The sequence below is a fragment of the Acinetobacter gyllenbergii genome (assembly GCF_001682515.1).
Classification (GTDB): Bacteria; Pseudomonadota; Gammaproteobacteria; order Pseudomonadales; family Moraxellaceae; genus Acinetobacter; species Acinetobacter gyllenbergii.
In genome coordinates, this window is record NZ_KV575262.1 from 43,322 (window position 1) to 62,220 (window position 18,899).

Annotated in this window: 20 protein-coding genes; 10 read left to right on the top strand and 10 right to left on the bottom strand. The window is 38.7% G+C overall.

The window, feature by feature from the left end; all coding sequences use genetic code 11:
• Nucleotides 1-18: 18 nt before the first annotated feature.
• The 5 genes from NG55_RS06195 to dnaX all read right to left on the bottom strand — a co-directional run bounded on the left by NG55_RS06195 (nucleotide 19) and on the right by dnaX (nucleotide 5,253).
• The gene (locus tag NG55_RS06195; protein WP_065342738.1) at nucleotides 19-1,077 is read right to left on the bottom strand and encodes a TerY-C metal binding domain-containing protein; all 1,059 of its coding nucleotides are present in this window, start codon (nucleotides 1,075-1,077) and stop codon (nucleotides 19-21) included.
• 30 nt (nucleotides 1,078-1,107) lie between these two features.
• Entirely contained in the window at nucleotides 1,108-1,743 is a 636-nt protein-coding gene (locus NG55_RS06200; protein WP_004807629.1) for a vWA domain-containing protein, read from the bottom strand.
• Nucleotides 1,744-1,780: 37 nt separating this feature from the next.
• Nucleotides 1,781-2,422, bottom strand: coding sequence for a TerD family protein (locus NG55_RS06205; RefSeq protein ID WP_065342739.1), 642 nt, complete (start codon nucleotides 2,420-2,422; stop codon nucleotides 1,781-1,783).
• A gap of 34 nt (nucleotides 2,423-2,456) precedes the next feature.
• Nucleotides 2,457-3,095 (bottom strand): vWA domain-containing protein, encoded by a 639-nt coding sequence (locus NG55_RS06210; protein ID WP_016540376.1) that lies wholly within the window; start codon nucleotides 3,093-3,095, stop codon nucleotides 2,457-2,459.
• Nucleotides 3,096-3,204: 109 nt separating this feature from the next.
• A complete protein-coding gene (gene dnaX / locus NG55_RS06215) occupies nucleotides 3,205-5,253 on the bottom strand; it encodes a DNA polymerase III subunit gamma/tau (protein WP_065343053.1) in 2,049 nt (682 codons plus the stop codon).
• Nucleotides 5,254-5,455: 202 nt separating this feature from the next.
• Here dnaX and NG55_RS06220 point away from each other — a divergent pair, with 202 nt between their 5' ends.
• The 10 genes from NG55_RS06220 (at nucleotide 5,456) to NG55_RS06265 (ending at nucleotide 16,117) form a co-directional block, all read left to right on the top strand.
• Complete coding sequence (locus NG55_RS06220) at nucleotides 5,456-6,622, top strand: cupin domain-containing protein (protein ID WP_016540378.1); 1,167 nt, start codon at nucleotides 5,456-5,458, stop codon at nucleotides 6,620-6,622.
• A 198-nt stretch (nucleotides 6,623-6,820) separates the two neighbouring features.
• Nucleotides 6,821-7,876: a linear amide C-N hydrolase gene (locus NG55_RS06225; RefSeq protein WP_065342740.1), complete on the top strand. Its 1,056-nt coding sequence runs from the start codon at nucleotides 6,821-6,823 to the stop codon at nucleotides 7,874-7,876.
• A gap of 37 nt (nucleotides 7,877-7,913) precedes the next feature.
• Entirely contained in the window at nucleotides 7,914-8,426 is a 513-nt protein-coding gene (locus NG55_RS06230; RefSeq protein ID WP_065342741.1) for a hypothetical protein, read from the top strand.
• A 477-nt stretch (nucleotides 8,427-8,903) separates the two neighbouring features.
• Nucleotides 8,904-9,470, top strand: coding sequence for a TetR/AcrR family transcriptional regulator (locus tag NG55_RS06235; RefSeq protein ID WP_065342742.1), 567 nt, complete (start codon nucleotides 8,904-8,906; stop codon nucleotides 9,468-9,470).
• 561 nt (nucleotides 9,471-10,031) lie between these two features.
• Nucleotides 10,032-10,343 carry an ArsR/SmtB family transcription factor gene (locus NG55_RS06240; protein WP_065342743.1) on the top strand — a complete coding sequence of 104 codons (312 nt, stop codon included), beginning with the start codon at nucleotides 10,032-10,034 and terminating at the stop codon, nucleotides 10,341-10,343.
• 81 nt (nucleotides 10,344-10,424) lie between these two features.
• Nucleotides 10,425-12,125, top strand: coding sequence for a SulP family inorganic anion transporter (locus NG55_RS06245; protein WP_016540383.1), 1,701 nt, complete (start codon nucleotides 10,425-10,427; stop codon nucleotides 12,123-12,125).
• Between the two features lie 197 nt (nucleotides 12,126-12,322).
• Nucleotides 12,323-13,525, top strand: a complete 1,203-nt coding sequence (gene sstT, locus NG55_RS06250) for a serine/threonine transporter SstT (RefSeq protein WP_065342744.1) — start codon at nucleotides 12,323-12,325, stop codon at nucleotides 13,523-13,525.
• Between the two features lie 6 nt (nucleotides 13,526-13,531).
• A complete protein-coding gene (locus tag NG55_RS06255; protein WP_065342745.1) occupies nucleotides 13,532-14,212 on the top strand; it encodes a YoaK family protein in 681 nt (226 codons plus the stop codon).
• A gap of 3 nt (nucleotides 14,213-14,215) precedes the next feature.
• Entirely contained in the window at nucleotides 14,216-14,755 is a 540-nt protein-coding gene (locus NG55_RS06260; protein WP_065342746.1) for a DUF2058 domain-containing protein, read from the top strand.
• 120 nt (nucleotides 14,756-14,875) lie between these two features.
• On the top strand, nucleotides 14,876-16,117 hold the full coding sequence (locus NG55_RS06265) for a mechanosensitive ion channel family protein (protein WP_016540387.1): 1,242 nt from the start codon (nucleotides 14,876-14,878) through the stop codon (nucleotides 16,115-16,117).
• A 35-nt stretch (nucleotides 16,118-16,152) separates the two neighbouring features.
• Here the strand turns inward: NG55_RS06265 and NG55_RS06270 are convergent, their stop codons facing one another.
• From NG55_RS06270 to NG55_RS06290, 5 genes are all read right to left on the bottom strand, one after another.
• Complete coding sequence (locus NG55_RS06270) at nucleotides 16,153-16,407, bottom strand: hypothetical protein (RefSeq protein ID WP_065342747.1); 255 nt, start codon at nucleotides 16,405-16,407, stop codon at nucleotides 16,153-16,155.
• Between the two features lie 190 nt (nucleotides 16,408-16,597).
• On the bottom strand, nucleotides 16,598-16,879 hold the full coding sequence (locus NG55_RS06275; RefSeq protein WP_016540389.1) for a hypothetical protein: 282 nt from the start codon (nucleotides 16,877-16,879) through the stop codon (nucleotides 16,598-16,600).
• 159 nt (nucleotides 16,880-17,038) lie between these two features.
• On the bottom strand, nucleotides 17,039-17,551 hold the full coding sequence (gene lptA / locus NG55_RS06280) for a lipopolysaccharide transport periplasmic protein LptA (protein WP_065342748.1): 513 nt from the start codon (nucleotides 17,549-17,551) through the stop codon (nucleotides 17,039-17,041).
• Between the two features lie 126 nt (nucleotides 17,552-17,677).
• Nucleotides 17,678-18,010 (bottom strand): hypothetical protein, encoded by a 333-nt coding sequence (locus NG55_RS06285; RefSeq protein ID WP_065342749.1) that lies wholly within the window; start codon nucleotides 18,008-18,010, stop codon nucleotides 17,678-17,680.
• A 65-nt stretch (nucleotides 18,011-18,075) separates the two neighbouring features.
• Nucleotides 18,076-18,840 (bottom strand): DUF4882 family protein, encoded by a 765-nt coding sequence (locus NG55_RS06290; RefSeq protein WP_065342750.1) that lies wholly within the window; start codon nucleotides 18,838-18,840, stop codon nucleotides 18,076-18,078.
• Between the last annotated feature and the right edge of the window lie 59 nt (nucleotides 18,841-18,899).

Below are 18,899 nucleotides of genomic sequence, written 5' to 3' on the forward strand. Positions count from 1 at the left end.
TTTTCCTCAATCCAACTTTTAACCACGTCCTCGTTGCACATCGAAGCCGTCCATTCCACCATAACCAAAACAGACTTGGCGACGGCACCATGGGCAAGTCACGTCCTCGCTAAAACCGTCATAACACATCAATTGGCCACAACCACACATCGCAAAAGCCGTTTCAGCCAAACAATGTGGACATTCTGGGGTGCCTTGTAACGACGTGGTATTGACCTGCTGCTGATGCTGGGTTTGATCAGACCAAGTGAAATAGTCCTCATCAATTTTGCAGCATTCAGTCAATTGAAAATGATATAAATTCAGGTTGATATTTAGATCTTGAGGCGCTTGATACTGAATTTCACGTTCAAATTTCATTAAATAGGGTCGATTCAGCTTGCCACAGCGCCCCACAAAAGTGACACAGTTTTCATCCACCAAGGTTTTCTTGGCTGGCAAATCCTTGACCAGACGCATATAGCGCTCATCAATTGGCGGTAAATGATTTTGCTGCTGCCCATCCCCAATACTTTTACTTTGTGCAACGACAGAAGCACTAATCCATTGGAAAAACTTTTTAAAGTCTTGCTCATTCAACTCATCAAAAGCAATACAGTGTTCTGTTAATTGCTTGAGCGTTGCATAATCAACGTTTTTACCCATTCCCAAGGCAATCAGCGTACAACGTCGTGCATATTTCTTTTGCCATCGGTAAATCGCATCTTTACATTCATCAGTTGGACGACCATCCGTAAACAAATATACGATTGGCTTCCAATCCCCTTTGGTGTCTTCCGTTGTTTTAATCAAATGACGATCAAATTCATTCATCAAATGTTCTAAGGCCTTACCTAAATGCGTCCCACCACCCAAAGGTAATTTCGCAGGATAATAGGCATACACCTCAACCAAAGGAACTAAAGTTCGAACAATCCCAGCAAATGCTATAACAGAAACATACACGGTTTCCAAGGCATATGGATCTTGACGTAATTGTTGCATAATCAACTGGATGCCTTGTTGCATCTGCTGAATATTTTGCCCTGCCATCGACTCAGAACAATCCAATACGAAAAAAACAGGTAAACGGCGCATCTTCTGATTATCCTTAATGTATTTTTTTATTTACAACACCAACTGCACTTCAGGCGGCGGTGGTGGTAATGAAACAGAACCTGAAATCCCAGCACTACTGCTTCCAACGACGACACTGGCAGACACCCACTTAAAGAATCCTGCAAAAGAAGCCGCATCCATGGTATCCAATACCACTACTTTATCAGTAAGTTGCAGGAGATGTTCCTGTTTGGCCTTCGGTCCAGCGGCACAAGCAACGATACTGGCAAAATTTAACTGTTGTATGACTGGAATTGCTTGCTGATAGGCGTAGACATCTGAAGGCGAGCCATCAGTCATCACAAATAACAGTGGACGCCAGTCTCCTTTGACCTCATCGGTACTTTTTTGTAATTGCTGACTCACTTGCTCTGCCAGCAACTCAAGTGCAGCGCCCATAAATGTTGCACCTGCACTCGGCACATCGATATCTGCAAGTTGTACTTGATCTAAAGGCGTTAAAGGCAAATAAACCTTCGCCTCCAAATCAAAGGTAATAATACTTAAATGCACGCTCTCCAATGCATAAGGGTCTTGGCGCAATGCACTCAACATGGACTGCAAGCCGACGTTCACCGAATGAATTGGCTCACCTCGCATTGATCCAGAGGTATCTAATAAAATATAAACGGGTAAACGGCGCATGTTGTTCTTAACCTTTCTTTAGCCGAAAATCAATTTTTTAAGCGTATTGTTTTAACCATTCCACAAATGAATCAGACTGGGATGCCTGTCCGACTGCATTAAATTTCCATCCTGCCGATTCACGAACAAGTTCAGCAAACAGTAGTGAGCGCTGCTGATCATATTGCCCAGTACCTGACAAATCGAAACGGACCATTTCTTTGCCTGTAGTATCCACTGCACGAATAAATGCATTTTTGACTTGCCCAAAATGTTGTTTATTCTCAGCAGCTTTATATATTTGCACCACAAAAACGACTTTTTGGTATTGTTGACCAAGGTCATTGAGCTTTACGACAATTTGTTCATCATCACCATCTCCCGCACCTGTACGGTTATCACCAGTTAACCAAATATGTCCAGAAGAATGTTTTTGATTATTGAAAAAGATAACGTCACTATTTTCTAAGGTGACATTTCCTTGCGCATCTCGCCCCAGATTATTGACCTTGCCATTGCTCCCCACAAGGAAGGCGATCACATCCAAATCATATTCAGCGCCATTACCACCAAATAATCCACCAAGAAAGCCTTTTTTCTGTTCCTGAATATCCCAACCTAAACCAATCGTTACTTGAGACAAATTATTTTCAGTTTTACTTAAACTAATTCCTTGACCTTTATTTAAACTCACAGCCATGGTTTTACCCTCTTATTTAAACTTTGTTTTACTTTTATAGTACGATGTTGACTTCAGGTGGTGGTGGTGGCAAATCGCCCAAACCGGTAACTTCTTTTTGTCCTGCATCCACTTTCTGACTGCCTGTTGAAATACTGGCAGAAACCCATTTAAAGAATGCTTTAATCGTATTTGAATCTGCCGTTGCCAATTCAACCACAACTTCTGTGATTTGTTTTAAAATTGAAGTATCGGCTCCATGTCCCGCTGCGCAGGCCACAATCACCCCTGTTTTAACTTGTTGTAAACGTTGCAACCCTTTACGCCAATCATCTGTTGGCACACCATCCGTCATAATGAAAATCAAAGGTTTCCAGTCACCTTTGACCTCTGCGGTGGTTTTTGCCACTTCCTGTTCAATTTTATCGGCTAACAGCGCCAAAGCATCACCCAAGGCGGTGGTGCCTGTGACCTGCAAATCTGGCGCTTGGAAAACAGCCAATTCAGTTAATGGGACTAACTGTTTGGCTTGGCTATCAAAACTAATTAAAGATAAATAAGCCGTTTCCAGCGCATATGGATCTTGACGCAAAGTCGAAAGTAAAATTTGTACCCCATTTTTTACAGCTTCTATAGGTTCGCCATGCATAGAGCCAGAGGTATCAAGTAATAAATAAACTGGTAAACGACGCATTATTTTTTACCCTTATTTCGTTATGATTTAAATTTTAAGCATAGATTACACTTTTAGCTTATCTAAATCATTACAAAGTAAAAAATAAATACTCTTCTGTCTATTTCAGCTAAGGATTAAGCTTAATATTGACCAATTCGGCATCAAAAGTATCGACCAAACTCTTAATCGTCGGCTCTTGATGTAATAACTCGACTGCACGATGGTAGGCTCTTTCTTTACGCTCATTCTGCATCATTAAAGGTGTATTGGAATCTACCGCAGCATATTGCACACTAAACAGTGTTTGTGGCCATTGTGCTTTTAACGCATCCTCCAAGCCATGCTGCAATTGTGACAACATACCTTCATATTCTTGAGGAATCTGAAAAACAGAAACAGCATTGATCTGTCCTTGCATCACACCATGTTGGGCTAACTCTTGAACCGCAGGTGAAAGCTGGCTGGTTCTAAACCAATATTCCCATTTCTCTAAATTCCACTCGCCTTCTAAAACCTGCTCACGCAGTTTTAAAATATCTTGAGGCATCAGATCAGTTTGTCCATAATCTTGCTGTTTTATTACGGGTGCAACTGGCTTGTCTGCAACAACATTCGGTTCCGAAACAACCACTTCAGCTACTGACTCCGATACGAGATCAAGTACTTGCTCAACTTTCACTTGCTGCAGCGGTACTTGAGGACTTTGCTCGACAGGAAAAACCAGCACATCATCCGCCGCAACGATATTCGACTGAATCGTGTGTTGTTGCACTGATAGATCCAATCCAATTAACTGACCTTCCTCGGCATCAAACACCATGAGATGAGGTTCTTGATTGTGCTGTTCAGGTTCAGGTTCAGGTTCAGGTTCAGGTTCAGGTTCAGGTTCAGGTTCAGGTTCAGGTTCAGGTTCAGGTTCAGGTTCTGCAAACTGATTTTCTGTACGGTTAGGTTCAGGTTCAGGTTCAACGCTAACCGTTTCTTGCTGAACTGCAAACTGATTTTCTGTACTTAAATCCTGTACTGGCTGATGCACTTCAGGTGCTGTAATTTGCGTAACAGGTGTTGCAGTTACGGTAACTTCATTCAAAGTCAAAGGTCTAAACGCCAGTAAACGCAACACAGTCATTTCAAAGCCTTGCTCTTGCGTCACTGCAAGTTGCAACTCAGCTCGACCTTTACAGGCAATTTGATAATACAACTGCAAATCTTGAGCAGAAATGAGTTTCGACAATTGTAGAATCTTCTGGTTAATTTCTTCACTATATTTCAGTGCAAGATCAGGCAAATATTGCAACAATGCCAGTTCATGCAAGGTCGAAACCAATTGATCCAAAACCAAAGATACATCTAAAGCTTGCTGTCTAAATTGTAGAAGTAGCTGACTTACTCGTGCTTGCTGATTTTGATGAATTGCCAGAATCAAATCATAAATAATGGTTCGGTCAATCAAACCGAGCATATCTTTAACATCTTGATGATGGACTGCACCTTGACCATAGGCAATTGCCTGATCTGTTAAAGACAATGCATCACGCAATGAACCTTGTGCAGATTCTGCAATTTGCCAAATCGCATCTTGATCGGCTTCGATATGCTCTTTATTTAAAATTGCTGTCAAATGTTCTGTGATTTCATCAACAGCCAAAGGACGTAAGGTAAATTGCAAACAGCGTGAGATGACGGTAATCGGCAGTTTTTGTGGATCAGTGGTTGCAAAGAGGAACTTCACATGCTCTGGTGGTTCTTCCAGTGTCTTGAGCAAGGCATTGAATGAATGCGTTGAAAGCATGTGCACTTCATCGATCAGATAAACTTTGAAGCGCCCCTGCGTTGGCGCATAAGGCACATTGTCGAGTAATTCGCGTGTATCCTCAACCTTGGTCCGTGATGCCGCATCGATTTCAATTAAATCAATAAAACGACCTTCATTTACGGCCTTACAGGTTGCACAGACTTCACACGGCGTTGAAGTCACGCCTGTCTCGCAGTTTAAGCATTTGGCTAAAATACGGGCAATCGTGGTTTTACCAACACCACGCGTTCCTGTAAACAAGTAGGCATGGTGCAAACGCCCACGTTCTAATGCGCTGGTTAAAGCACGAGAAACATGGTTTTGCCCCACTAACTCATTGAAATTACGTGGACGGTATTTTCTTGCCAGTACTTGATACATGAATGCTCCTTTTTGCGTCTTAAGCATACTGTTTTTTTGAAAGTCTGTGAATGAATCCGCTTCTAATTGATCAAGATTAAATACATTGCTGCACTTTTGATGACTATTTCGGAGCTTTTCATCACATTCAGACAAGACTTGCACCAATATTCAACTCAAGGGAGAATACGCACTAATTTATATGTTGTTGGTTTTATTTCCCATGTCTCAATCTTTAACGGTACTCGGCGGTATCAGCGCAGAACAATTTCTTAACGAATATTGGCAGAAAAAGCCGTTGCTGGTTCGTAATGCAATGCCTGAAATCATTGGTTTATTAGAGCCAGAAGATGTGCAAGAACTGGCGTTAGAAGAAGACGTTACTGCTCGCTTAATTCGTCAAAAAAATAAAAATCCAAATGAATGGCATGTGAAATCATCTCCTTTAACCAAAGGTGATTTCCAAAAGCTGCCGAATCTTTGGACCCTTTTGGTTCAAGCAGTAGATCACTATTCATTTGATATTTCAGAGCTTTGGAAGAAGTTTCCATTTATCCCTCAATGGCGTCGTGATGACATCATGGTGTCTTACGCACCTAAAGGTGGCTCTGTTGGTAAACACTTCGATTTTTATGATGTCTTTTTGGTACAAGGTCATGGCCATCGTCGTTGGCAATTGGGCCAAATGTGCGATGAATCAACTGAGTTTTTACCAGATCAGCCACTGAAACTTTTAGCTGAATTAGATATTCAGTTTGATGAAGTACTTGCACCTGGTGACCTGCTCTATGTCCCACCAGGTCTTGCACATTATGGCGTTGCAGAAGATGATTGTTTAACCTTCTCTTTTGGTTTCCGCATGCCTAATCTTTCAGAAATGATTGATCAGGTCAGTGATAAATTTGCAGAGAATACCTTACTCAAAAATCCATTGATCGATATTGCACGTCAGCAGACAGCACATCTAGGGGAAATTAACAGTACTGAGTTTTCATATTTAAAGACTCAATTACTTGATTATCTCACTCAGGCACCTGAATTTGATGCAGCGATCATGGCCTATATGAGCGAAGCAAGCTATCCAAACAACATTCCAGAGCCCGAAGAAGTGGATACTCATGATGTTGCCGAGATTATTGGGGCGGATTATCAAATTATTCTAGAGCCAGCCTCTCGCTTGCTATATAGAAAACAAGGAGAATCTTTAGAGTTTTGGGCGAATGGAGATACAGTCTGTGTTTCAGAAACGTTCACTCCTTATCTAAAGCAAATCGCAGATGGTGAAAGCTTATTGTTAGATGACCGATTTAATCAAGTCGAAATTCTAGAAGATATCACAACACTGCTGAATACCGCCGTTGTGATGTTATTACCACCAAACGACAACTAGAACATGTATTTCTCTGTGGATAGAGATTAATCTCTATCCACATGTATCTAAAATCCAGATCCAAAAATAAAACCCTACTTTTTATAATGATTACATTTTAATGCTTGAATAAGAATTTTTTTTTAATAGACTAAAGCCAAGTCATTATAAAAATATTTGATAGAAATCATTTTGATACAACAGCAAGGAGTATGACTTGTGTTTAAAAAAATATTATGTTTTTCCTTTCTCGCATCCTCTTTCATTCTACAGACAAGCCACGCCTGCACCCGAGCAGTCTATTTAGGTCATAATGACCATATCATTACCGCTCGATCAATGGACTGGAAGGTTGATGTAGGCACCAACCTCTGGATTTTACCCAGTGGTGTAATTCGTGACAGCAATGCAGGGCCAAAATCTTTAAAATGGAAAGCCAAATACGGCAGTGTGATTGCCACAGGTTATGATATTTCAACGACCGACGGTATGAATGAAGCAGGATTGGTTGCCAATGTATTATGGTTAGTTGAATCTCAATATCCAGACACCAAACAATCTAAAAAACCGCAACTCAGCATTTCGGCTTGGGCGCAATATGTTCTGGATAACTATGCAAGCGTTGCTGAAGCAATCAGTGCCTTAGAAAAAGAACCTTTTGATCTGATAACTGACAGTGTGCCTGGAGAACAACGCCTTGCAACATTGCATTTATCCATTTCGGACAAAACAGGTGATAGCGCCATTATCGAATATATCGGGGGCAAGCAAGTCATTCATCACAACAAAAAATATCAAGTCATGACCAACTCCCCAATATTTGATCAACAACTGGCGCTGAATACGTATTGGCAACAAATTGGCGGAACGATTATGTTACCAGGTACCAATCGTGCTGCCGACCGCTTTGCGCGCGCCTCTTTTTATATTAATGCCATCCCCAAAAATGACAATCCTAAAGATGCATTAGCGTCAGTTTTTAGTGTGATTCGTAATGCTTCTGTGCCTTATGGCTTAAATACAGCAGAAGAACCTAATATTTCATCGACACGCTGGAGAACCGTCGCAGACCATAAGCAGCAACTCTATTTCTTTGAATCCGCTGTTTCCCCAAATGTATTTTGGGTTGATTTAAAGAAAATTAACTTTAAAGATGGTTTAGCGCGTAAACTTGACCTTGGCAAAGATCAACAAAATACTTTTGCTGGTGATGCAACCGATCAATTTAAGATATCAAAACCATTTGAATTTCTTGGTCCACAACTACATCATTAACACTGAAATATTGAGTACATCCTAGAGAGTTAAAAAGATGAAAAAAACTTTAAGTTTACTGAGCCTTTGTATTGTGATGAGTGGCTGTGCAACCTTACCTGACTCTTCTGCCAGCTCAACAGGCAATCTTGCAACCGCAGGCTCTTTGAACTGCAAAGCAAACGAACTGTGCCCAAATGTTTTTGTTGAATGGGATAAACAACATAAAGAGCAATTAAGAGTCGAGACGGTACTCAATAGCAGTTATGATTATTATGATATAAAAAGCCTTACTTTCTTAATTGATGATAAAGCATTCACTTATCAGCCTGTTGGTCCAACACAGCAAAAAGACATCAATCGACTGATTCCAAGACGTTCATCGAATAGCTTTGTTCTGCCAAGCACATTTCTATATGAGCTGAAAAAAGCCCAAAATGTTGAACTTTCAATCGAAACAGACAAAGGCAACATCAAGCGTTCTGTCTACACACCAAGCCAGCAATCGATGTTGTATCACAACTTTATCAAGCTGATTGCAACCCTGCCATCTCAACAAAGTAAATCTTAAAATAGAAAATTATACGATGAAAGTCAGTTATTTATTTTAACTATAACTAACTGGCTTTTATATTATGTATTTATTCAAAATAGATTCCTGAGCAAACATTAAAAATTAGAACCGTTGCTTAAATATACACAAAATTACAAACAAGAATAGATCTCAATATAGTCCGATTATTAAATCAAAATCGCCTAAAAAACTAGTTGTCCTTTGAAAACAATTAGATGAATAATCACCAATCAAATAATTTTAAATTATTCTAATGTTTTATCGTATTTTAAGATTTAATTAATAGTTATTTTCTATAGATATAGAACATTATTTTTAAACCCTGCACTTGAAAATGCGGACTAAAGAATCATTTAAATAAATAATGTTATTTTTTCCTATGATATTTTCAAAATACCATGTAAAATCCCTGCCAAAATTGCATGATGAAATGCAACATGATGCTCTTGGCGATGGGCGAACTCGAGGCGTTGTATGTCAAAAAAAGAAGATATTATTACCACTGCATTAAGACTTTTTAATTCGCATAGCTATAACTCGATCGGTGTAGATCGAATCATTAGTGAGTCTGGCGTTGCAAAAATGACTTTCTACAAATACTTCCCATCTAAGGAGAAGTTAATTGAAGAATGCTTAGTGCAACGCAACATTAATCTCCAAACTTCTTTAAATGCGACTTTGGCAGAATGTGATCCAGATGATCATCTTGCCCAGCTTAAAGCAATTTTTGGATGGTATGCTGCGTGGTTTAATAGCGAAGATTTTAATGGTTGTATGTTTCAAAAAGCATTGGAAGAAGTGATTAAAATCTACCCTTCCACGCTGCAGCCAGCCACCCAGTACAAAATTTGGTTAACGGCTTTAATTGAAAACTTATTAAAGAACTTAGATATTCGCAATCCAACTCATCTAGCAACTCTGATTGTTAGCATTTTAGATGGTATGACCATTCAAGCACATGTTAACAAACACTCCGTTGAAATGGATGAATACTGGAAACGCGTAGAGCATCTAATTAGTTTTGAAAAAGCATTAGCGTAATTATCAAGTATCCCTTTATAGATAAAGGGATATTTTTTTATGAAAAAAAGAATAAAGATATATCAGAATAAAAAAATAAAGCGTGATTTATAGTTATTATTGTGGCTCACGCTTGCGTCTGAGTGTAAAAAGAATAATAAGTATTATTACCCTCTGGCGGTCGTACTTTCGCACTTCCGATCCTTCTTATGCAGACAGATCGTTCTGTCTTGTCTCTCATTATATATATTTTTTTGTAAAGCACAATCTTTTTTTGAACTTTTTTATATTTATTAATTATATTAATTACTTAATTTTATTGTTTAGTAATTTTAACAAATTGTTTGACCAAGATTCGATTTTGATTACCACCAACTTGATAAAAAACTATCAAAATCACAATAATGTGAATTAAATCACATATTTCTCATTAATTACCGATTATTCAACAGTATCGCTATTTGTTATCACTTTTACTGATATACTTCTTCATTAAAAACCATTGCAATTATTCAGTTTTACTACAATTTTTCCGTTATGTGACTTTATACTAGCCACGGCTGTAACCGAGAGAGTATATGCATGCAAAAGGATTTCGAGATCGACGCAATGAGAGAATCTGCCAGTACAATTGTAACTGTACTGAAATCTCTGGCAAATACTGATCGTTTAATTATTTTGTGTCATTTAGCTAAACAAGAACTTAATGTTTCACAAATTGAAGAGTTGACCCAAATCTTCCAACCGACGCTTTCTCAGCAATTGATGATGCTAAGAAAAAGTAATGTTGTTTCAACCCGTCGCGACGGCAAACAAATTTTTTATTCAATTTTAGATCCTAAATTGAAAATCGTTTTAAACACCTTATATGAGCATTATTGTCCTCAGGCATAATTCTCTATACAAATTCCATCATACCCTCTTTAGCATTTTTTCTGCATAATATATATCATTTTATGATTTAGGCTGCTGTGCATGAAAATGTTAAAGCCAAACCTATCTAAACTATTTCCTGCGCGAAAATGGTTAAGCCAGTATCAGCTTTCTAGTTTAAAGTCTGATCTGATCGCTGCTTGCATTGTATTAGCCATGCTTGTACCTCAAGGTATGGCTTATGCCATGTTGGCAGGGCTACCACCAATTATGGGGATATACGCGAGTATATTACCCATGATTGTCTATGCCTTTACTGGCAGTAGCACTACTCTTTCCATTGGCCCTGTTGCCATTATTTCGATGATGGTATTTACAGCGCTTGATCCTCTATTTGCTGCTGGATCAACTGCCTATATAGAGGCTGCATATTTATTAGCGCTACTTGTCGGAATCATTTCTCTGCTTTTAGGTTTATTGCGTTTCGGTTTTCTTATTCAGCTGATTAGTCATCCTGTTATTCAAAGCTTTATTATTGCATCCGCTTTACTCATCGCCTTAGGACAGTTTAAGTTTTTACTGGATATTCCATTACAGGCAGGCAATATTCCTGAATTTTTACTGAGCTTATCTCAAAACTTGCACCAAGTTACGTTGACAGGCATAAGCTTTGGGCTAATTTCTGTTTTACTCCTGTTCATGCTTCCAAAACTGATTCGATCCAGTTTTCTAAATAAAATATTACCCTTACTCATGGTCTTGGCATCGATTGCAATCATTACTTTGCTTGGGAATGATGACCAAGCAATCAAAACTGTCGGTGTCATTCCAACAGGTCTACCTAATTTCCATTTTCCGACCTGGAACACTGAGCTGATTCTGCAACTACTCCCAAGTGCATTCATGATAGCAATGATTAGCTTTGTAGAATCACTAGCCATTGCACAAGCCACGGCACTACAAAAGCGTGATGACTTAGACAGTAACCAAGAACTGATTGCCTTAGGCTTAGCCAATATTGCCGCAGGACTCAATTCTGGTTTTGCAGTCTCTGGTAGCTTATCTCGTACTGTTGTCAACGCTGATGCAGGAGCAAAAACCCCAATGTCTGGTGTTATTTCATCTTTATTGATGATTGCTGTCAGTCTTTACTTTACAGGCTTCTTTCAAAACCTACCTCTAGCTGTATTAGCTGCCACAATTTTTGTTTCTATCTGGAAGTTGATAACACTGACACCATTTATTGAAACATGGAAATATTCAAAAGCTGACGGACTAGCAATGTGGGTGACGTTCTTTGGTGTCACCTGTATAGATATTTCAACTGGACTCATTATTGGTATTGTATTGACTTTTGTTCTGCTGCTTTGGCGGATCAGTCGACCACATATTGCTGTAATTGGTTTAATTGAAGGAACTCAACACTTTAGAAATATTTCTAATTACAGTGTCATTACAACGCAAGCTGTGGTTTCTTTGCGTGTTGATGAAAATCTCAACTTTTTAAATGCCCATGTACTTAAAGGTCATGTAATTACAGCAGTGAGTCAAAATTCGCTATTGCAACATGTCGTGATCAACTGCTCAAGCATAAGCAATATTGATCTCAGCGCTTTAGAAATGTTAGAGCACCTCAATCGAGAGTTGGCTCAGTTAAATATCCAATTGCATCTATCCGAAGTAAAGAGTCCAGTAATGGAACGACTATGTAAATCGCAGCTAAAAAATGATCTGACAGGCCAAATATTTTTATCACATTATCAAGCAATACAAACACTTTCGCCTGAAATGCTTGTAGAATAAGCAGCTTTTATTGATTTTTTTTTATACAAAAGGATGTGTCATGTTTTCATAATTTTTTTTTAAAAACATTGTGTTAATTTTTTCGGGATTTTTAAAGTAATTGAATTGCAAAAAAAATTTTATTATTCACGGTTCTTAGGTATAGAATACCGCGCTTGTTTAACCTTAAACCGTGCATAGGTTTATAAGGCCTTTATATGTTTAATGTACTGTCTCGCTTGAGCTTAGTTAGCAAAATTATTATCGCTATTTTTTTAGGGATTGGCGTCGCTTTGCTCTTTCCTAACTTTACACCCTATTTAAGTTTATTGGGTGAATTATTCATTAAAGCATTAAAGTCTGTTGCACCGATTTTAGTTTTTGTTTTAGTTTTATCTTCAATTGCAAATTTCCAGATTGGTCAGAACTCAAATATCAAACCTGTGCTGGTTTTATATGTAGTCGGAATGCTACTTGCTGCCTTCAGTGCAGTCACCGCCAGCGTATTTTTCCCAAGCCAACTATTTTTACATTTACCGGCAGAAACTAGCCTTCAAGCACCAGGTAGCCTTGCAGAGATTCTAAAGAATTTACTTTTAAGTTTTATTGCAAACCCTGTTCAAGCAATTGGTGAAGCCAACTTTATTGGTATTTTGGCTTGGGCAATTGGTTTAGGTCTAGCGTTGCGCCATAGCTCCGACACGACCAAGCAAGTTTTGACTGATGTGGCTGGAGCAGTCAATAAAATCATTCATACCGTAATTGGTTTCGCACCAGTTGGTATCTTTGGTTTGGTTGCGGTGACATTTGCAAGTGAAGGCTTAGCAACCCTGACTAGTTATGCACATCTATTAGCCGTCCTCATCGGCACAATGCTATTTGTTGCTCTTGTGATTAATCCAATCTTGGTTGCGATTACCATGAAAGCAAACCCATATCCGCTCGTATTCACATGCTTGAAAGAAAGTGGTATCACCGCCTTCTTTACCCGTAGTTCAGCTGCCAATATTCCAGTAAACCTAGATTTGGCACAGCGTTTAGGTGTGAATGAAGCAACGGCTAGCGTTTCTATTCCATTGGGTGCAACCATCAACATGGCAGGCGCAGCAGTCACCATTACGGTGCTAACACTCGCTGCTGTACATACGCTTGGTATCCCTGTTGATTTAAGTACCATGATTATTTTATCTGTGGTTGCAACAGTTTCTGCTTGTGGCGCATCTGGAGTGGCCGGTGGATCGTTATTATTAATCCCTGTTGCGTGTAGTTTATTTGGTATATCATCAGAGGTTGCGATGCAAATCGTTGCAATTGGGATGATTATCAGCGTATTGCAAGATTCAACAGAAACTGCATTAAATTCTTCAACTGACGTCCTGTTTACTGCTGCTGTTGATTTTAAAGACCATCCAAGATCATAGGTTACTATGCCACTTCAACGTTTACCCAACTGGATTCAACTTGGTGCTTTCTTCCTTGCACTGAATGCAGGAATGGTAAACGTTTTGGGCTTATTCACAGTCCTCCATCAATCTGTTTCACACATGACAGGCAATGTCAGTATGTTAGCAATGAGTTTGCTTGACTGGCAGCCTGAGCATTTTATCTACCTTAGCCTAGTTATCCTTTGCTTTGTGATTGGCTCTTTTTATAGTGGCTTAATCCTGGGCAATGGGAGCGTTGCTTTTGGTCGACGTTATGGCCTACCGCTGAGTTTAGTTGCGATCTTTCTGGTGCTCACTTGGCTCTTACTGCCTTATTTTCCACGCTACGGCCTGTTATGGGCCTGTGTTGCCATGGGCGTACAGAATGCGATGGTGAGTCATTATAAAGGTGCAATTATCCGTACAACGCATTTATCTGGCGTCCTGACCGATATCGGTTTAGCATTAGGCTATAAAGCACGAGGCCTAAATGTAGAAACGCGCCGTATTTTTCTGCATCTCTTAATTTTGATTGGCTTTTTATGTGGTGGACTGATTGCGAGTCTGCTCTATCCTTATTTAAACTTACAGACCTTTCTCATTCCAGCTGCGTTAAGCTTAGCCATGAGTCTGGCCTACTGGATTTTCTATTTTCGTTCTTCATCAAACTCAAATTTGGATTGAATTATGGTTAAAAATGCATTGCAAGCTCAACTGTTAAAAGCAGGCTTAGTTGACAATAAAAAAGCAAAAAAATTAACCAAGCAAGTACAGCATGAACAACGTCTTGGGCAAAATGATGATGCTATCTTAAAAGCTGACATTGACCGCGCTAAGCAGGAAAAACTAGCTAAAGACCAAGCACTAAATCAAGAAAAACAAGCCATACTCGAAGAAAAGGCCTTAAAAGCCTCGATCATCCAAATGATCAAACACCACAAAGTCAAAGACATTGAAGGTGATGTAATTTATCAATTTATTGATGAAGCTAAAATCAAAAAAGTCTATCTTTCACAACAAGTGTATAATGCTCTTGTTTCAGGTTCGCTTGTTATTGCCAAAGATCAAGACAGTTACGCCTACCTACCTAAAGCGCTGGCAGAAAAAATTGATCAAAAAATGCAGGGTTTTATCTTGGTCAATAACAATACTGAACATAATGATCAAACCACAGATGAAGAAGATCCATATGCAGCCTATGTGATTCCTGATGATCTGATGTGGTAAACCACCCAACAGTTATGTAAAAACGCCTTTACAAATCGTATATAAACTGTGATCAAGTTAATATAAAACACCATTACACCTTACAATTCCCGCTCAAAGAATTTATAAGGTGTTTTGGGTTTGGATTATTTAAAGTATTTGCGTAGTGAGTTAAGCCATTACCCATGGCTAGAAACAGCGATTGCATTAATAATTTTGATTTTGTTTGCTGCACTTGCAAACTTTATTGCGAAAAGAATTATCGTCCGTGGTATTCGCCATTTAATTACAAAATTTAAATCTCCAAATCAATCGATTTTTGCACAACATAGTGTAACTCAACGATTTGCCAATATCGTTCCTGCGATTGTCATCATGAATGGCATTACCACGATTCCGCATCTACCAGAGAAATTCATCAGCTTTGTACAAATGGGTGCGCAGGCTTTTATCTTCCTGACCCTAGCACTCACCGTCAGTGAAGCATTGAATATCTTTAACTTAATTTATCAACGTAACCCTAAATCAAGAAACAAGCCGATCAAAGGATATTTACAGCTGGTTAAGCTTATATTGTTTGTGGTCTGCGGCTTGATGATTTTGGGGACTTTCTTAAAAAAAGATGTCTTCACCCTACTTGCAGGCTTCGGTGCAATGGCTGCCGTGTTAATGTTGGTATTCCAAAATACCATTCTTTCATTGGTGGCCAGTGTCCAAATTGCCTCTTATGACATGGTTCGCATTGGTGACTGGATCGAAATGCCATCATTGAACGCAGACGGCGATGTCATTGATATGTCATTACATACCGTGACGGTCCAAAATTTTGATAAGACCTTTACCACCATTCCAACCAACAAACTGGTGACGGATACTTTTAGAAACTGGCGTGGTATGAGTGAATCAGGTTGCCGTCGTATCAAACGCTCACTGTTCCTAGATCAAAGTAGTGTTCACTTTATGAGTGATCAAGAACAGCAAAAATTAAAAGATTTCTTGCTATTGGATCAATATCTTGATGCGAAAAAATCTGAGATTGAAGAGTTTAACAATCACTTGAGCAATCAATCTCAATATAATCAACGTCGTTTAACCAATCTTGGGACATTCCGTGCCTATGTAGAGTTTTATTTGCGCCAACATCAAGGGATTGCCCAAAATCAAACCATTTTAGTTCGTCAAATGCAGCCCACCAGTGAAGGCCTACCTTTAGAAATCTATGCCTTTACCAATACCATTGCATGGGCTTCTTATGAGGCAATTCAGTCTGATATTTTTGATCACCTGATTGCGATTATCCCTGAATTTGGCCTAAGAATTTATCAAGCACCATCAGGCCACGATTTTCAGGTACTCTCTACTGAACAAACCGATAAAGCCTAATCTAGCTCAATAAAAAAGCACCGTCAGGTGCTTTTTTATTGATTGATCTCAAAGTACTTCCTGCACCCTTCCATCCATTGCTTTGATACAGGAGGCTCTTCTGGATTCTCTGTATTTGCCAATTCACAATCAGCCGCATTTTTTAAACCATTGTCCATGGGGAAGGAATAGCCATAGTAACCATCACTATTTTTGTTATAACCACCCGTTTGCGTATAGTTCCAATATAAATAAGCAACTAAGGTCAATGTTAGTCCCGACAGAATCAGTAGCCATCCTCTTAAACTCATTTTTGCTCTATCATGCTTTTTTTACATTATAGGCATTTTTATTAAACATTTAAGGAAAGGATTCTGATTTATCTGCTGAAAATGTACCTATAGAGAGCTCTAAGCTTGGTTCAATGCAGTAACAAACAGCTTAGGTACAATATAAAAAAGCCCCAAACAAAGTTGGAGCTTTTTTATGATCTTTAAAAACTCAGTCCCACTCTAGCTGAAACTGAATATTGGTATTGGTAAAATTAGGATTGAGAAATACCCGATAACCCGCTGTTTTTAATTCATTCACAACAATATCTGCGTCTTCGCTACTGACTTCATGTTTTGAAAATTGTTGCAAAGCATCTCGATCGCCATCACTAGCTCTTAATTTAATCGTACTGGAAATTTTTGAGAGAATTTTATCTACTGTTAACTTTTTAACATTTGCATTAGAAATTGCAGTCGCTCGTGATGCAGGTAACAAAACTTCTTCGTTCACCGTATTCCGCCTGTGATATCAGAATAAGAAAAAATTATAATATGTTCTATTTCCAGTTTTTCAAGCCCAAGAACTCAACTAAACGACAGATTTTGGCGCGTAAATACAAGAATAAAGATTTTACGCCGTAAATAAGCAAATAGAAGCACTTAGACTCGCCTACTGACTCCTGATGAGCGGCTTCATCTGTACATTCTTCTGTGGCGGGATAATCATTTGGACACGCTTGTTTGGTACACCTTGAGCCTCTATATCACCAACTGTTAAATTATATCTGAGTGTTTCGGCTGAAATACTGGAGCCATCCATGATCACTGATGCATTGCCCTTTAAGATGATCTCCGTTGCAGACGTGCTGTAATCTATGCGATCGGCTTTACCATAGACCATCCCTTTTGCTTCACTCACTTTCTGTTGAAACTTGACGGGGCTTCCCGTAAGCGTAACTTGATGAGGTTGGCCGTTTCTCAATGTCCCAATCGCTTTTGCAGCGTGGATATCAATCGTGCCTTGTCTGATTTGAATATTAGCAGCCGAAAAAGTATTTTGGTTCGGACTATAACGGGTATTTTCAGCATCTAGATAAATCGATTGCTGAAAATCCGATTCAATAGCGAAAATAGACGAGCAAGTGATTAAAACTGATGTCATCAAAAAAATTTTCTTCATGATTTTATTGTTAAGCGATAAATTTATAAGCAGCGAATCTTAGCATAGTTATCTCGCTAGCTCACAATAAATGAGAATAATTCTTATTTTAAAATAAAAAAGAGAGCGCAGCGCCCTCTCTCTTAGCCGTTATTTACAGGTGATATCCAACTTTTCAGCATAGTAATCAGTCGAGGTTTTGAGATCAGCCATCAACTTTTCTTGTGTATAGTCTTTAGGTGCCAGTTTTAACAATGCAGGAATATATTTCGATTCATATAATTTTGGATAATCCTTACAAAGAACACGTGTTTGCTCTTCTTTGGGACTATCTGGATTATCCAAAATATCCATATATTCTGAAATCTTGTTATCTACGACTTCAAAGCTCTCTTGCGCTTGCTCATTTTTGACTTCAGGTTGTTTATTACAACCTACCAATAAGATGGAGATTAAGCCTAAAAATAGAATTTTGCTTTTCATAACAATGCTGCATACGATAAATTCATTGAAATCCGCCGAGGCGGGTTATTTCTTCTAATTTATCATTAAAGTGCGACACCGCAGATATCTTTTGTACCAGTTGGGTAAGAAAAATTTAACTGTGTATGATCGAGTAGAAGTTCTATTGATACATCCTTGGCGCTGTCAGCTGCTGTAAGTCCATAAAAGTTAGAAATTACCCCATAGTATAGATTATCGAGTTTAGATGGGTACGCTGCAAAATAGCCCTTATTTACACCATTGAAAATCAACCCAACTTGATTAGAGTTTTGATTCATATAGATGCCAATTTTTTGATACGAGTCAGACGTTGCTTCTGGTGGGAGTTGTAATAAGCTACTTGTCACTGAATTATCGTTTGATGTGACTGTCACTAAAAAGCCATTTGATGAGCTATTTTTCTGGTAACCAATTAATATATTCAATGCTTTACCATTTTGCATAATTCCACTGGCATGGATTGGAAATATATTGAGGGACCCATTTGTATCCGGTACTTTAATTTTAAGTTCAAATGCCATGATTCCACTGGTCTGAATTGCTTTATCTCCCTTGGTAAATTCCATCGCTGTTGGATTATTAGCAGCGAGCATTCTTGCTAAATAATTTTGGCTATATGCAGCATACACCTTATTTTGCTGTGCCGTTTGATAAGATAACTTTGTTCCTATCACACTTGGAAACGTTGCGCCATCTGTTCCCATGGACTGTATTTGTGCGTGGGTGGCATCAAAATTATAAGTACAGCTTGCAAATGCACTGCCACTCACAACTGAAGTAATAAGCGTAGCAAAAATTATTTTTTTCATGTATTAAGCCTTTTTTATAATAGAAAAACAGTATATCTATTTTATTAATTTTGATTATA